General features: G+C 38.9%; 12 protein-coding genes. 4 read left to right on the plus strand and 8 right to left on the minus strand.

Annotated features, from left to right (window positions below):
- From UABAM_RS32425 to UABAM_RS32440, 5 genes are all read right to left on the minus strand, one after another.
- A complete protein-coding gene (locus tag UABAM_RS32425; protein ID WP_151972372.1) occupies positions 1 to 309 on the minus strand; it encodes an RNHCP domain-containing protein in 309 nt (102 codons plus the stop codon).
- 1 nt (position 310) lies between these two features.
- Positions 311 to 445 carry a DUF3096 domain-containing protein gene (locus UABAM_RS32430; RefSeq protein ID WP_151972374.1) on the minus strand — a complete coding sequence of 45 codons (135 nt, stop codon included), beginning with the start codon at positions 443 to 445 and terminating at the stop codon, positions 311 to 313.
- 243 nt (positions 446 to 688) lie between these two features.
- Positions 689 to 1633 (minus strand): MvdC/MvdD family ATP grasp protein, encoded by a 945-nt coding sequence (locus tag UABAM_RS32435; protein ID WP_173013708.1) that lies wholly within the window; start codon positions 1631 to 1633, stop codon positions 689 to 691.
- A 60-nt stretch (positions 1634 to 1693) separates the two neighbouring features.
- A complete protein-coding gene (locus tag UABAM_RS33635; protein WP_173013709.1) occupies positions 1694 to 1855 on the minus strand; it encodes a hypothetical protein in 162 nt (53 codons plus the stop codon).
- A 291-nt stretch (positions 1856 to 2146) separates the two neighbouring features.
- The gene (locus tag UABAM_RS32440) at positions 2147 to 6664 is read right to left on the minus strand and encodes a serine/threonine protein kinase (protein WP_151972378.1); all 4518 of its coding nucleotides are present in this window, start codon (positions 6662 to 6664) and stop codon (positions 2147 to 2149) included.
- 332 nt (positions 6665 to 6996) lie between these two features.
- Here UABAM_RS32440 and UABAM_RS32445 point away from each other — a divergent pair, with 332 nt between their 5' ends.
- From UABAM_RS32445 to UABAM_RS32460, 4 genes are all read left to right on the plus strand, one after another.
- Positions 6997 to 7854: a peptidylprolyl isomerase gene (locus tag UABAM_RS32445; RefSeq protein ID WP_151972380.1), complete on the plus strand. Its 858-nt coding sequence runs from the start codon at positions 6997 to 6999 to the stop codon at positions 7852 to 7854.
- 63 nt (positions 7855 to 7917) lie between these two features.
- Positions 7918 to 10488 (plus strand): hypothetical protein, encoded by a 2571-nt coding sequence (locus tag UABAM_RS32450; protein WP_151972382.1) that lies wholly within the window; start codon positions 7918 to 7920, stop codon positions 10486 to 10488.
- Between the two features lie 229 nt (positions 10489 to 10717).
- On the plus strand, positions 10718 to 12028 hold the full coding sequence (locus UABAM_RS32455; protein ID WP_151972384.1) for an MBL fold metallo-hydrolase: 1311 nt from the start codon (positions 10718 to 10720) through the stop codon (positions 12026 to 12028).
- Between the two features lie 10 nt (positions 12029 to 12038).
- Entirely contained in the window at positions 12039 to 12530 is a 492-nt protein-coding gene (locus tag UABAM_RS32460; protein ID WP_151972386.1) for a hypothetical protein, read from the plus strand.
- Positions 12531 to 12583: 53 nt separating this feature from the next.
- Here the strand turns inward: UABAM_RS32460 and UABAM_RS32465 are convergent, their stop codons facing one another.
- Genes UABAM_RS32465 through hslV form a run of 3 tightly spaced genes read right to left on the minus strand, consistent with a single transcriptional unit; the run spans position 12584 to position 15674 of the window.
- Positions 12584 to 13741, minus strand: a complete 1158-nt coding sequence (locus tag UABAM_RS32465) for an FHA domain-containing serine/threonine-protein kinase (RefSeq protein ID WP_151972388.1) — start codon at positions 13739 to 13741, stop codon at positions 12584 to 12586.
- A 33-nt stretch (positions 13742 to 13774) separates the two neighbouring features.
- Positions 13775 to 15139 (minus strand): ATP-dependent protease ATPase subunit HslU, encoded by a 1365-nt coding sequence (hslU, locus tag UABAM_RS32470; RefSeq protein WP_151972390.1) that lies wholly within the window; start codon positions 15137 to 15139, stop codon positions 13775 to 13777.
- A complete protein-coding gene (gene hslV, locus UABAM_RS32475; protein WP_151972392.1) occupies positions 15132 to 15674 on the minus strand; it encodes an ATP-dependent protease subunit HslV in 543 nt (180 codons plus the stop codon). Before hslV ends, hslU begins: the two co-directional genes overlap by 8 nt.
- Positions 15675 to 15756 lie beyond the last annotated feature (82 nt).

The following is a 15756-nucleotide window of genomic DNA, read 5'->3' on the forward strand; positions in this document are numbered from 1 at the left end:
TTACACAAATTGCGAGAGTTCTATAATTTTATCCCAATCGTCGTCTGGGGCGGCTTTGTTTTTTTTAATTTGTTTACATTTTACACAACGATGGTGTATGACATACCCCTTGGCGGATGTTTCGATTTTGTAGGGTTCCATAAGACCATGACACGAACAGTCTCGGTCTCCTGGAACGTCGCCGTCTACATGTAAACTCCACAAACAAAAACAGCAGTGGTTACGACATGACTTTTTGGCGATCGGCACTTGAAGGCCGCAGTTTCCACATGGGAAAGTTTCATTGCGTTTGATTGTTTTTGCCGGCATACTAACCAAGTAACCCCAGAGCGCCGATCACAATCAAGAACACTGCGAGGAGTGTCAGTGCAATATCCGGACGAATTAAAATAAGAACTCCCACTACAATATAAAGTACCGAGGCAACTTGTTGTGACTGCCGCATTCTTATTCTTTTTGGCATCGAAAAAATCCTCTATTATTATGGTGTATCATTGTGAAATAGGTCAGTAATTTTTTTACGAAAATATGTATTTGAATTTTACAATAAGTATAGCACCTTTAATTGTTTAACTCAAGTTAAACAAAAGTAACCATAGAAAAAACTGCGAATGTACATAGGTATTTGTGGTTGTGGGTTTTAGTGTTGTTGGAATGGAAAATGTGGAGGAAATCTAGGCGATTTTATTTATACATGTCCGCGAATGAGCAATTTGGCAAATTCTTCGGAAAGTGGTAGTTCGGTGAGTATTTCTACAAAAACAAATTGTCCACTGGGGTTGATTTCAAAAAATACATATTCTCCTTCAGGGGTGACACGCATGTCAATGGCTCCGTATACCAAGCCGAGGAAGTCGATGTATTGACGTATTTTTTGTTCTATTTCTTGTGGAAGTGTATAAGGCTCTAATAGTCGTGCGTGGTCAAAACGCCAGTCTAGCTTGCTATCACTCTTTTGTGAATGGATCTTGGCTGAAAATATTTTTTTACCCATCACCGTAATCCGTAAATCGTATTGTGCAGGTATGTACTCTTGAAAGATAACAGGAGATATTTGCAGGGAATCGAGAAACCCCAATTCTTTTTCCGTGACTAGGCTCGTTTTTACCGATCTTGTCGAAATACCTCTTACTTGTTTGTAGATGATTTTGCGATGGTTGGTTTCCCAAAAAGTACGAACGGCTTCTGCATCATTACTAACAATGGTATTGGGGATACGGAAATCAAAGTTTTGGGCTATTTGTAGTTGATATATTTTATAGTTGGCTCGTGCATTCAATACTGGGTCGTTCACCCAAAAACAATTTAATGAACGCCATATGCCATCTACAACGAAATTGGATTCTCGTTCGATGAAGGACCTAGTATCTTCATCTGTGACTGAGGTGGGGATAGTGGGTCTTTGCGGTCTCCGATACCAAACGCTTCGAATATCACTACTTGAAAAGGTTTTTCCTGCATATTTGAATATATATTCGCTTTTACCATTGCCATAGTGGGCTTGTAGAGTCATTTTTTCGGGGAAAAGTGAGGTGTCAAGTACTACAACGGGTAGATCAGGTTCTAATTGTTGTATTCTTTTTTCTATTGTTACGGTGTGTGCATCGTCTGGTTTACTAATTATTAGAATCATCGGGGAGTCCAAGCTGTTAGCCATCCACAGAAGGGATGGCTAAATGGTTACATTGTAATGTTAATCTTCGTCGTCACATTTACCATTTGATTCACTACATGTATCGAAACCTAAGAAACGAACACCTAGTTTACTTGCAAAAGCTTGCTCTCTTTGGTACATGGTGTTAACATTTAATGCTGGTGGTTGTGTTTCTTGTGCTTGAAAAATAAAAGGTTTCATGTTAAGCCCTTTCTGTGTTTTTTGTTTTTTCGATCTATCTTAACATTTTATATTTAATTATTTAATTATTTGGTATTTAAGGTATTGTGGTACCTATATTTGATTATTGCAGTCTTCTAGTAATGCAAGTAGCGTGCCAAAAGTTTTTTTGAGGAGGCGATTTTGCGCTCTATGCCATGTAATAATAGGCATTAGGAATTTCGGAGAAATAAAAAGATAACGTTTGTTCCTCAACGTTATCTTTTGTTAGAGTTGTCTATTTTATACACAGTGTTACAAAATGTAACACTATTATCTAAGGAATTGTTGCAGCTCTGATTTGGTAAATAGCTCATGTAATTTTTTGAATTCCGATATTCTTTTTAAAGGTATGTGGAAGAATTGATTTTTATAGAGTAGATAATCATGCGCTAGTTTAGAACAGTCGTTGATGAAGTTGGTGTCCTGTTGGTTTGTAAGATATGGCTGACGAAGATAAATAAGAGCGCGGGATCTCAGTGTAATCGCTGATAGACGTGTCATGGGAAGGTTTTCGATGACGCCACGCATTTCTTCTGCGTATAGTTTTTTTTCTTCGCGGGAAATGTTTTTTTGTCTATATCGTTGGGAGGCGAAATAAAAGACATCGTAACGATATTGTTTGGGAGCAAACTCAAATGAGGGATACACAGACGCTGTCATGTATTTTTCTATATCTTTTACCTGAAACACAGAGGCCTTTGCCATTAGGAAATATTTAAGGCGTAGAGACGGCATATCCCACGGCGAAATTTTTAAACACTCTTCTATACAAGCGAAACTTTTTTTGATTCTATTTTTTCGGTAATGAGTTTTCGCTAGCCAGTAGTTTCTTTGTAAATCGTTTTGCAGAGATTGGAATGTTGCCAGGGCTCTTTGGTATAGACCCATTCTATTTTGTAATAAGCCATCCCAAAAAAGGATTTGCTGTTGAACTTGTGGTGACAGGTTTTTGCTCCACTTGCGAATATAATTCCATTGTCGCTCTTTTTGACGTGGTTTAGTCATGCGCAAGCCGGTATCTAAATTTCTCTCATGTGTGAAGTGCATGTGGAAATTCTTCAAGGTGGTGCTGGCTAAAAGATAATTTGTGTTGCGTCTTTTTTTTAGTGATTCGTAAAAAAGCCTTTGGTAACCAAGTACAATCCCTTCGCGAACATTTTTTTTGTCGATGTGGTCGCCACAGATTTGTTGCACGTATTGATGGCGATTGGACAAGTAAATAAGTTGTACACCTAAGTTCATTGCTGCATAACGTTGTATCTTACGCGATGTGGATGCTATGAGCGGCTTTAGTTTGTTCATATGTTTTAAGGCAATTTTTTCTCCGTAGAGAGCGACAAGGGCGACTAGTTGTTTTTGAGGGTTTTTACTTGCTAGACTTTTGTACGCTTGTTGTTTGAACGTGTCGCTTACCTTCAGCAGGGGATTTCTCCTGGAGATATTACTGCTATACATGATTGAGTATATGAGCAAAAGGTTTTGTACTTTGGGGTTTTGCGACTTTTTAAGTATGGAAAGTACATCTAGCATTTCTTTGTAGTTCTGATCGTTGTCGATGGCGCCAACAACAGCGATCATACGAAAGAGTAAAGGTATAGATGTTTCGTTGACAATTTGTTTTATGATGGAAATATCTTTTCTTTGCCCTAGTCTCGAGATAATACGTAAACGAACATAAGGGTCTGTTGTGGGCGATGATATATAATCAACAATGTTTTTGTCGTATTCTGGTGAAGCGACCACCGCTAGGTTCGTAAACAGCGTATTTTTTAGGCTATCGCCACATTTTTGCAAGGTGTAGATCATGTGTGGTAATTGCTGTTGGCAGATTTTACGCATTTTATTTTTTTGCAGAGAGCTTGTTTTGGTGGCTCCGAAATTGTAAGCTTCCCATAGTGCTTGGTAAGCAAAGGCGAGTAATGTTTCCTCTTGAGGTGCTCGTATGAAATCACATAAATATTCTCCTCCCTCCAAGTGTCCGTGTACCCATAGTCGCTTTGCCGCATACAATGTTTCTTTTTTCGTGCCAATGCGTAAGGTACTCATCAAAATTGTCTTATACTCTATCGGCATAGAATTTAGCGCAAAACAACGTACAATTTCACTACTTTTTTCTAAGGCAAACAGTAGTAACTGTGCATCTCGTTGTACTTCTCTTTCATATAACTTGCGACCTTTTGCAAAATTGTAAGGCCAGTAGTTATTGTAAAACAATGTCATGCACATCGCTAAATTTTCGGCTTTGGTTTGTGAAAGTGTTGTGCGATTGGAACGGGCTTTGTCAATAACACCTTCGAGAAAATCTGCAGAAAAAGGTGAACCAATGTCCACAAGCGCTTTGAAAATTAGATATCGGATGATCGCAGCATGATGGGGATTTTGTGATGCAATGGAGTTGTTGTTGATGATGCGGATAAGGGTTTTTGTGGTGCGGGGAAGATTGGGCACCACGTTAATTTTTTGTTTTTTACGAAGATAAAGATCAATTAACATGTTTATGTGTCCACGAATAATGACTTTATCCTGCGCTTTTTTGATCACTTCCCTCAATGATTTGGGGGACTGTTTGTCTGTTGCCAGGACATCGCGTTTTTTTTGTAAATCGTTGTAAACTTTCTCAAATTCTCCCAGGCATTCCAAGCCACTGATAACTAAGTTTTGCAGTTTTTTTTGTAGTGTGGGATTTTCTATTTGTTCGAAATCGACAAGTTTTTTTAAAAATTGTTGCACTTGTTCGCTGTTGTAGGGTTGGGTTTTTGTAAAACGCGATGATTTGTATAGCTGTTCTTTGTCTTTGGTGAACAAATCACTTTTTGATAGCGCGAAGGATCTTATCGCAATTTTTTGTAATAATTGTAAAGTGGAAAATTTACTCTGGATAGGTGTATCTTCAAAGATATTGTTGACTAAATCATAGGCAGCCGAAAAATTGTGTGGTTCCATATCGAGTACTTGTAGGTAATCTTGTTCACTTAACGAGTGCTGTTGTAGTAGCCTGTAACAATGGGCTCGTTGCGCATAAAGTTGTGAATTCGAAGGATCTATTTTAATGGCGATATTGTATTGTTCTATAGCTTGCTGCGTTTTTCCTTTGAGCTTGTGTTCCAATGCTTTTGTGTAATGAAAACGAAGTTGTGTGTGGCTGTCGTAATTTTCGCTTTGTGGTGACATAATGTGTTTTTCTGCTTTCGCAATGAGTTGTTTTTGATTGCTTTTTTGATCAAATTGCGCTTTGTATAAAAAACACGCGGCGATCCCCAACGAAATGTCTACAACCCAGCGATTTACTTGTTTTTGTTTATTTTGCGACTGTGTGAAGTGTTTTAAGGCACTATTTAGATATGGTAGACCTCTTGTTTGATTGATGTTGAAATTGTAGAAATAGTTCTCGAAGTGTTCTAGATATTTTTGTGCTAAGTGGTAGTGGGCTTCAACTTGTATTGTTTTATGTTTGGCATTTTTGCAAAATTGTTCTATTGGAATGGACTTGTCTTCTAAGGCGAAGTTTTCCTGTAAAGCAAACTTTACTTTTAGTATTTGTAGTTCGAGGTACTCTTTTACTTCCGAACTTTCTATCTCACTTTTGTCAATGTTTTCATATATGGCTAAGGCTTTGTGGTATTCTAGCATTTTATAAAAGGTTTTACCCTTCAGTATTTGCAGCGTGCTGTTTGATTTTGTATCTTGCAAAATTTGTAGAGCTTGTGCGTAGTTGCCAAGACTGTGGAGGTAACGTACCTGTATGGCGATGTCTTTTTGGGTGTATTTGTGACGTTCTTCGTTCAATGTTTCCATCGCTTCTTTTTTGGAAAAATCGCGTAAATTCTTTAGCAAAATCTGCCGCTGTTGTGACCAACTACCCCATATTAAGAATAAGCACAATAAAAACACACAGGCAACTGTAATTTCGGTGGTGTAACGTTGTAAAGTTTTGTTGCAGTTGTACCAAAAATTGACTTCCTTCGCTTTTATTTTTTCTCCATTTTCATACCTTGCGATATCTTTGAGAATAGACGATACGTTTGGATAACGCTCTTTGGTTTGCTTCTCCAAGCACTTTACGCAAATAGCTTCGACTTCCACAGGGATCGTTTTGTCGATTTTACGCGGATAAGTAATGGTTCCGTGCGATATTTCAAACATAATACTAATAGCACTATCTCCCTCAACAAGTTGCCTTGCGGTGAGCATTTCGTAAAAACATGCCCCAAGAGAGTATACATCGGAGCGCGCATCTAGTTTTTTCCCCGCAACCTGTTCCGGCGACATATATTTTGGAGAGCCAAGGACATCTCCTTCTTTGGTAAGACCTTTGCTTCTGTTGTCGATGGCTTTGATGAGACCAAAATCCATAATGTAAGGTTTACCTGACGTATCGATCATGATGTTTGCTGGCTTGAGGTCGCGGTGAATGATATTGCTTTTATGTAAAACATGTACGGCTTGAGCAATGTCACAAAACAGTTGTAATTTTTGTGTGACGGAGAGTTTGTTTTTTAGATAGTCATCTAACGGTAAACCGTCTACATACTGCATTACCATAAATGGGTTGTTTTGATGGGGCTCTATGCGGTAAATGCGCACGATATTTGGGTGTTGTACGGAGGCATACGCTTGCGCTTCGCGCAGAAATCTTTGATAAGATGTTTGGTCTTTTTTCGCAGACAGAATCGTTTTGATGGCAAAAATGCGCGCTGTTTGTATTTCGCGAACTTTGTAAACAGCACCCATACCGCCTTCACCTAGTTTTTTTAAGATTTCGAAGCCTGGAAAATGGAGATTTTGCATAGTATACTTTCATGTATAGGTCGTAGGAAGTTTGTCTTTTGTATTGCAGAAAAGAAAATTTCTGTGTAACCGTAATTATTGGAATAACTTAGGTGCGGAGGTTTGCATAATTTTATTTGAAATCTAAGGAAGAAGTGCTCGATATTTTTTGCAATACATATTTTATTATAAGTAAATATGTGTAAAAAATCAAAAAAAGTGATTTTTTGGGATAAAGGTGCGTCAACACGCCGGGTTATGGGCAAAACATACCTTAGTATTTTGTTGACAAACGAAAAAGTAAATCTTAAACTAACCTCTTATCTTAATTTTGATACTGGCAGGAGAACGTTTTGAATACCTTTGTTAGATCTTTAGTTGTGTTGTTATCTCTCGCCACTTTAACAACTTCCGCAATGGCGCAAAACAACAAAAAAAACGTAATCGTCAAATTTCATGACTATCAAATTACCAAAGAAGATGTTTTTGATCTGTTTGTCCGTCAATATCCACTTGAGGCAAATGAAGTGATCCGCCAACTTGTCGTTCGTTACATCATTCGCAAGGAAGTGGAAAAAGAAAAAGTGAAAATTAGTCGCAATGACGTGATTCAAAACGTTTTAAAAGAGATAAATGAAACCAAGAAGAAGTTAAAAGAATTAGGTAAAAGTTGGACCGCTTATTTGAAGAGCCAAGGGGGAACAGAGCGTGACTTAAAAAGAAACTTATTTATTAAGTGGCGTTATAGTTTATCTGTTCAACAACTTATACGTTTGTTTGAATTGCGACGTAAGCACATCGAAGCAAGACATATAATGGTAGAGACAAAAGAAGAAGCTCAGGATATTATCTCTAAATTAAACAAGGGGGCAGATTTTGCGGCTTTGGCTAAACAAAAGTCGAAAGCCATGACCACGAAAGATGAGGGGGGTAAATTACCCATCGCATTTTCTGGAGAGCTACCACCCGATCTTGAGAAAAAAATATGGAATATGAAGCCCAAACAAATTAGTAACCCGATACTTTCGCAAAATGCATATCATGTTGTCGAAGTATTAAGTGTACATAACGGTTTTCCCAATGCTAGCTGGTCATCTATCAAAAATGAGATTCAAAAATCTCTCAAAAAAAGGCAACCGTCTCCCAGAGATTTTAAACGGTGGCTGAACCATATGAAAAAAGAATACAAGGCTACAGAAAAATTGGAATAGATTTTAAGACGTTTTACACGTCAACCCGTTTTCAGGAACCTGTTCGAAAATAGGAATAATTAAATGTTTACGACTATAGAAAAATATCAAAAGGCATTTTTAGTTTTTATCACTGTTTTACTCACAGCTGCGTTTGGTCTAGGTGGTGTGTGTTTTACCATTTTTGACCCAAGTAACTTTACTTCCATCGCAAGTATTGGTGAACTAAACAAAAGCTACTCTCAATCTCAATTCGCTGTTGCAGTACAACATTGGCGAGGGATACACCGACTATCGCGAAAAATGAGCCCTCAGGCAAAAGCGGCAGGTGCACAGATCGATAGACAAGACTACCAACAGTACATTCGATTTATGCAAGGTATGATCCTTGACCAGATGGAAGCACCGCCTATATGGAACCAAGTTTACATGTTAAGTAATGCAGTGCAAAAGGTAGACGCAGAAATTGACAAGCAAATTGAGTCAACGCCTAACCCCTTGACAGCACAAGAAATTTTGCAAAGAAGAATTGACGCTTACCTGAACATGAGCGAAGACAACAAAAAGAGAGCGCAAGAACCTCTTACCGAAAAAGATGTATGGAAGTGTCTTATTTTAGCAGAAGAAGCTGCTAGCCACGGTATTCAGGTCTCCAATGTAGAGGTGGATACTGTTGTGCGCAATACCATTGATCGTCTTGGTGGACGTCAGGCGTTTAATCGCGAACTCTCCGAGAGCATGCGTATGTTGTATTCTGATTTTCGCAGCATTATTGGCCAAGCGATTGCGATTGCGAAGCTAATCGACACAAAAGCAAGCACTATAAAGGTTCGTTCGAAAGAGGTTTTTGAAAATGTGAAAAGTGATTACCAAGAGTTTCAGGTGGATTACGTTGTTGTAAACTCTGATTCTTTTGTGGCAAAAAATGAAGCCGACTCGCGCAAACAGCGCATCGCATTTTTTGAAAAGAACGATGATTTAGCATTCTTCGTTAGACCTCCGTCGGCAAGTTTTGAGTTTGTATACGCAAACGAAGAAGCATTCCTACCACAAAACACTCCAAGCGAAGAAGAAATCAAAAACTACGCAGACAAAAACATGGATCGATATCGTGACCATGAAGAAGATTTGTTAGAAGAGGTTTTGGAATTAAAACGCGGACGTATCATCGAAGATTTAAACGCCAGTATCGCAAAACAAAAAGCACAATCGGCACTTAGTTCTTTGCGTATCACTCTTGGGAATCTAACCGGAAAAGTTCCTCTAGACAATATCGCAAAATCTTATAATTTGAGTTATGGTCAACACTCAGACGTAGCGGAAACGAATTTTCTAGATTTAAAAGATGTGGGAACCACATCTGCGAAGAAACAAATATATGAAAGTTTGAAGTCTGGAGATTTTAGCCGTGTGTTTGCAGGAAGAACGCAAGGTTACTTCTTTGTACGTCTAACCGAACTTGTAGAAAATGGTCGGTTATCAAAAGAAGATGTTGCCAATGATGAAAACGCTTTTCTCAAAGCGTACTATGAAAACAACAAATGGGACTTTAAGTCCGTAGATGAATATCGTTTGGCATATGTCGTTGCTGACTACAATGAAATTGAAAAGTCATTGATTCCTACGACCAATGATCTAAAGCAATTTTATGATAAGTACAAAGAAGAACTGTATAAGACAGAAGATGGGTATCAAGATTTTAATTCTGTCAAAAATGATGTTCTTTCTCGTGCGAAAAATCTTCTAAAGACGCGTATTCTTCAAAAGATCGGCGCTGTGCAAAAACAATGTAAGAATTTAGGTAACAACGCAAATGTCGGGCCTGCCGTAGAAGAGTTAGGACGACGTGTTGGTCTAAAGTATTACGAAAGTGCATCTTTACAAACCGTCGATGAAATCAAAAAAGAAAATGTTCCTGGTGACGATGAATTTTCGCCAAATGTTACAAAAGACACCAAGGTTTCCGAAGTTGTCGATTACAAAAACGGCAAGTACTTCTTTATCGTATTAGAGCACAAAAGTAAAGACGGCGAAAAATTTGAAGAAGTACGTGAAGAAGTCAAAGAAAAGTTCTTGCAAAAGCAAGCTGTTGACGCGGCGAAGAATTTCGCAAACGATGTGGCCGCTGAATTTACTTCTACACTTGCAAAAGCCAAAAAGAGTATCGATACATATTTCGAAGGTAAGGATGCAAAAGAGATTGAATCGGAAAAAATTGCAAAGTTAGAAAAAATTTCGCAAGAAGTTTTTCGTACTGTAGCGCTCAAGCATTCTTTAACATACCATCGCAGTGCTCCTTTTGTGAACATTGCTGATGTCAGTGGGCTCAAAGATTTTAAAACAATTGATTCTGAGATTAAAAAAGCAAGCATTGGCTCCGTCGGCGTTCCTGTTGAGGATAGTGAAGGAAAATCTGTTTGCCTATTTTTACTGAACTCTAAGCGTGAACCGACTCTGAATGAAATTCCACAAACAAAACTAGTGAATATTCAACAAGGGCTCTGGGAGTTACGTTACCGCGAGAAATTACGCGATGAGTTTGTTAACTACGACAGACTTGTTGAAAAGTTTAGTTTTAGCTTAGATGATAGTGCAGAAGAACTCGACGAAGAAGATCTTCTCGACGACGAAGATGAAGAGGAAGACGAAGAGTAATTGTTTTCGTAAAATTTAGATGAGGCTCACTAGGGCATTGCCCTAGTCGTATCTCCCTGTTGTTTAGAGTGCCAAGGCACTCTAGGAAATGTTGTTGTCAACATTTTGGACGCATTGTTGTTATGGCGTGTTACATACTCCAATGCGTCCTTATTTATAAAATCAACTATCCATCGGTACCTATCTTATATGTATGAATAGTTGAAGAACCTATTATAAAGGAGAATCGATGAAGCTTATCCGAAAGAATACAAATAAATTGTTGCTTCCGGATTACATTATTAAATGTTTATCTGAAATTGATTGGGTAAATGTTCACAAAGGTCCCGAAGGGGAAAATATCATTGACTTTTATGACAATGATCTTCTGATGATTACTTACGGAACACGTGGTAGTACTCCCTTTTCAGGACCTGAATGTTTACGTTATGGTGGCAACACAACCTCTTATCAAATTTACAGTCCAAAACTCCCCAACAACTATCTATACATTGGTGATGGTGGAAGTGGTATTTTAGAAATAGACAAAGCCATTATCAGGAAGTGTTTTTCGCAAGGTATAAATCCATTTGCTGATTCAAAAGAAAAAGTCTCCAACGTCATCTCTGAAGTGGTCAATACGTATACCCACTATCATTATGACCATTTGCATACAGGAGCACCTTTGACAGGTCTTTTTCACTCCCTGGTAATACGTAAAATGATTATTGGTGGCTGGGGTCCCAGACGCATGTTTCAAAATGTATTCAAGCGCCCTGTTTTTCCGCGCGACTTTAGCGAAATGAATGCTAGCTACGCGTTTTATCAAATTAAAGACCCGCGTTCCTCGGTGATTATTTTTTTACCAGATGGCGACTTTAAAGAGATGGGTTGTTCGGAGTTTAAAAATTTATTGAAGCAAAACGTTCCACAAATCAAGCATAAAAAAGTGAGTCATGATCTTGCAAATTGTGTTGTGGTAAAATGTTTTCCTACCTGTCATCCTGATCCATGCATTAGTTATCGTTATGAAACTTATAATCACGACAATCAAATTGTTTCGGCCATTACCTTCATGACAGACCACGATATTCGCGACACGGACTATAGAGAAACATATTTTCGCGACCAAGTTGCAGGTAGCGATGCTCTCTATATTGATGGTCAGTATGAAAATAAGAACTATATCCCTGGATTTGGTCACGGGCGTGTCGAATTGATAGGGGAGATGGCGCAAAAACTCAAAGTCCCCAATGTCGCAATAGGCCACCATGATCCTACTCGCGAAGATAGCCAAATCGACGCCATGGTTGAATTGGCAAAAGAAGCGAACAAAAGTCCCGAGTCTGATTTTCGCAGCAATATCCTAGGCGCATCTGATCGCATGTTGATATTTGTTCCTGCAAAAGAACGCGGACGTAAGGGAATCGTTATTGGGAAAATGGATTTGAAAATCGGTCGTAAGGTAGAAGCAAATTTAACCTCTGAATTAGAAGGTACATACGCGTATACAGACCTAACAAGTGGTTATTCCGTTCACGATCACACCTCTACTACATAAGGAGAGAACTATGAGAATGGTTATTTTAGTAAGTGTAATTCTAGTCGTGGGTTGTGCAACACATACGCCTGTCGTTGATCCATCCCTGCAAGTTGCAAAACAAAATTATGCCCAGATTGTGACTTTGCAACAGGAAACAGAAACCGAACCTATTTTGAGAACTGACTGGCCATCATGCGGTGTCACCATGGCAGAGAGTGCGAAACACTCTGTTACATGGGCCGGATATCTACTATACCACCTTCCCGTGAATACCTTCAAAGAAGTCACTGTTTTGGCAACATCTCCGATTCTTGAACTTTACAATGTCTGTTTGACACGTCCTTCGAATCAACTGCAAGACAAACTAGATGATGCCTACTACAACGGTTATGTGATCTCTTATCCTGAAATGTATCACAAATTTTGGGCGGAACAAAACCATGCGGATTATGTCAATATGGATTACTATGACATAAATAAAGTGGAGTATCGCATCAGAGAGAATAACGCCGGTTACTAATCGCGGTTTTGGGTAACACCGGATATTCTCCCGTGTTACCTTTACATTTCAATTTATTCTTTCGAAGTTAACTTTTTACGTGCCTTACCCAAGGTTTTGCAAAATGACTTTGCGTTGCGAAAGCGGTCTGTTGGGTTGCGCGCCATAGACTTTTCTATAATTTCTTCAATAAATTTGGGAACTTCAACGATCGTACTAACAGGCGTTGGTGAACTATCATATATTTTCTTTAGTAAACTTGCGATGCGTTTATCGTGTACGTCATAGTATGGTGGTTTACCACAGATGCAATAATACATTGTCGCACCTAGTGCATATATATCTGTTCTAGGATCAACGGACTTTGAGTCGACAATTTGTTCAGGTGACATATAGCGTGGCGTTCCCATCGCTTGTCCACTCAGGGTTAAACCACTCTCATGGATGACTTTCGCCAAACCCATGTCAATTAATTTTGCCTGCCAATTTTCGGAAACCAAAATATTAGAAGGCTTGATATCGCGGTGTATAATACCTTGTTTGTGACTACATGCAAGGGCACTGGCAATCTGTTCTGCGATATACAATGTGTGTTCTAAAGAAATTTTGCGTTTTTTATGGACCACTTCCGAGAGAGAGGGGTCCGGTAAATACTCTAGAACGATATAAGGGTCTGAACCATGTATACCCATGTCGATTGTTTTCACGATGGAGGGATGGTCCAGGATCGCCGTAACCCGAGCTTCTTTAATAAAACGCGCCACTATTTTTTCATCTTCGACCACTTCTGGCTTTAGAATTTTAAGTGCAAATATCTCCTCTGTTTCATCTTTGCGCACTTTATACACAGCTCCAATTCCACCTTTTCCTAACTTTTCTAATAGTTTGTAGGGACCTATTTTTTCACTAGGAAGAGAACTACTTTTGACTTTTTTGCCGTTTTCTGTATAGATAATTTGCGACCCACCGATTGTTATGGTTGTTGGATGTTCTAGTTTTGTTGGGCTATCGATATTGTGGTCGTTTACGTAAGTACCATTAGTACTGCCATTATCTTGGATATAGAAATTCTCATTGCGAAAAAACACAGCACAGTGGATACGAGAAAGTCGTACATCATTGATAGGCACAGAGCATTTACGACTTCTACCAAGCGTTGTTTTTTGTGTTCTACTAAGTGTAACTTGTATTTCTTCTTTGTTTGCTGTACGAATAAGAAGTTGCGCTTTCATGAAAATATCCTTGAATGTAAAGGAGCTACAACACTACAAAATATAACGAGATAGATCTTCGTCTTGCACTATTTTATCTAGTCTTTCACAAACAATTTGTTTGTCAATAACAACTTGTTTTGTCTTTAGATCAGGAGCAGAAAAAGAGATTTCCTCCAGTAAGGTTTCCATAATTGTATGTAGTCTTCTCGCACCTATGTTCTGGGTGTTTTTGTTGACTTTTTCACATATTTTGGCGATTTCGGAAATGGCGTCGTCACGGAAACTAATGCTAATGTTTTCTGTATCAAGTAGAGCTATGTATTGTTTTAAAAGAGCATTACGTGGTTCTGTCAATATTTTGAGTAAATCTTGTTGAGAAAGAGATTGTAGTTCTACTCTGATGGGAAAACGCCCCTGCAATTCTGGAATTAAATCAGACGGTTTTGAAAAACTAAATGCACCCGCAGCAATAAATAAAATGTGGTCTGTTTTGACAACTCCGTATCTTGTGACAACAGTACTACCCTCTACAATGGGAAGTAAATCGCGTTGTACACCTGCGCGACTAACATCGGGATTTTTTCCGGCATTGTTTCCGGCTATTTTATCTATTTCATCAATAAACACAATACCGGTGTTTTCGACACGCGTAAGCGCTTCTTTTGACACCTTTTCACGGTCAATCAACTTTTCAGATTGTTGCTGTATGAGTATAGTGCGCGCTTGTTTTACGGTCATTTTTTTGAGTTGATTACGTCCAGGAACCATTTTTTCGAATATGTTTTGAATATCCATTCCCATTTGCTCTGGATTATTACCACTCGTAAAAATTTCCATTACGGGTCCTGATTTTTCTTCGACATTAATTTCTACAGTGCTGTCTTCCAAGTCGCCCGCACGCAATTTTTGACGCATGCGTTCGCGTGATTTTGCGCGCCTTTTCTTCTCTTCTTCATATTGTTCGTTGTCTATTTCGCTTCCCGACCCCTGAGGTATCGGTGGTAGAGGTAAAAGCAAGTCGAGCAGCTTCTCTTCTGCTTCCGCGGAAGCGGCGTCTTGTACTTTTTGTGTTTGTTCTTGTTTGACCATATTGACACCGATTTCAACAAGATCGCGAATCATCGATTCAACGTCGCGGCCATGGTAGCCTACTTCTGTATACTTAGTGGCCTCGACTTTTAGAAAAGGAGCTTTCACTAGATGCGCAAGTCGTCGCGCTATTTCTGTTTTACCCACTCCGGTAGGACCGATCATAATGATATTTTTAGGAGCGACTTCGTTTTTAAGATCTCCCGAAAGTTGTTGTCTACGCCAACGATTACGTACGGCGATGGCAACACTGCGTTTAGCTTCTTTTTGCCCAATGATGTATCGATCCAGTTCTTCTACGATTTGTTTTGGTGTTAGATTAATCAATGGATAGTTCCTCCATGGTAATATGATCGTTTGTGTAAACACATATCGAGGCAGCTATTAGCAGAGCTTCTTTGGTGATTTCTTTGGCGGTTAGTGAACTGTGATCTTGTAGGGCTTTTGCGGCAGCGTAAGCATACATACCTCCAGAACCAATCGCTAAAATACCATCAGCAGGTTCAATGACATCACCACTACCAGAAATAAGTAAAGATGATTCGGCGTTTGCAACGGCCATGAGTGCATCAAGGCGATGAAGGATGCGGTCTGTACGCCATTTTTTAGCGAGTTCTATCGCACTTTTTTGTATGTTCCCCTGAAACTTGGTGACCATTTCTTCAAATAATTCCATCAATGTGAATGCGTCCGCTGTTGCGCCAGCAAAACCAATCAGTATGTTTCCGTTTATTTTGCGTACTTTTTTGGCGTTGTTTTTTAGTATAGCTACATTGCCCTGGGTAACTTGGCCATCGGACGCCATAGCTACTGTATTCTTGTCGCGCACACAAAGAACCGTTGTTCCATGTATCTCTAGCATATTTATTGTACCTTGCTAACAGTAAAATGTTTATTTTTTTCCTATTAACAGGTATTATATACCTAAATTTTTTTTATTTCCA

It is taken from the genome of Candidatus Uabimicrobium amorphum (genome assembly GCF_009002475.1).
Classification (GTDB): domain Bacteria; phylum Planctomycetota; class Uabimicrobiia; order Uabimicrobiales; family Uabimicrobiaceae; genus Uabimicrobium; species Uabimicrobium amorphum.

Coding starts and splice junctions, on each gene's coding strand:
- UABAM_RS32425 (WP_151972372.1), bottom strand. CDS start 309: ATGCCGGCAAAAACAATCAAACGCAATGAAACTTTCCCATGTGGAAAC.
- UABAM_RS32465 (WP_151972388.1), bottom strand. CDS start 13,741: ATGAAAGCGCAACTTCTTATTCGTACAGCAAACAAAGAAGAAATACAA.
- hslV (WP_151972392.1), bottom strand. CDS start 15,674: ATGCTAGAGATACATGGAACAACGGTTCTTTGTGTGCGCGACAAGAAT.
- UABAM_RS32450 (WP_151972382.1), top strand. CDS start 7,918: ATGTTTACGACTATAGAAAAATATCAAAAGGCATTTTTAGTTTTTATC.
- UABAM_RS32430 (WP_151972374.1), bottom strand. CDS start 445: ATGCGGCAGTCACAACAAGTTGCCTCGGTACTTTATATTGTAGTGGGA.
- UABAM_RS32440 (WP_151972378.1), bottom strand. CDS start 6,664: ATGCAAAATCTCCATTTTCCAGGCTTCGAAATCTTAAAAAAACTAGGT.
- UABAM_RS32455 (WP_151972384.1), top strand. CDS start 10,718: ATGAAGCTTATCCGAAAGAATACAAATAAATTGTTGCTTCCGGATTAC.
- UABAM_RS32460 (WP_151972386.1), top strand. CDS start 12,039: ATGAGAATGGTTATTTTAGTAAGTGTAATTCTAGTCGTGGGTTGTGCA.
- UABAM_RS33635 (WP_173013709.1), bottom strand. CDS start 1,855: ATGAAACCTTTTATTTTTCAAGCACAAGAAACACAACCACCAGCATTA.
- UABAM_RS32435 (WP_173013708.1), bottom strand. CDS start 1,633: ATGATTCTAATAATTAGTAAACCAGACGATGCACACACCGTAACAATA.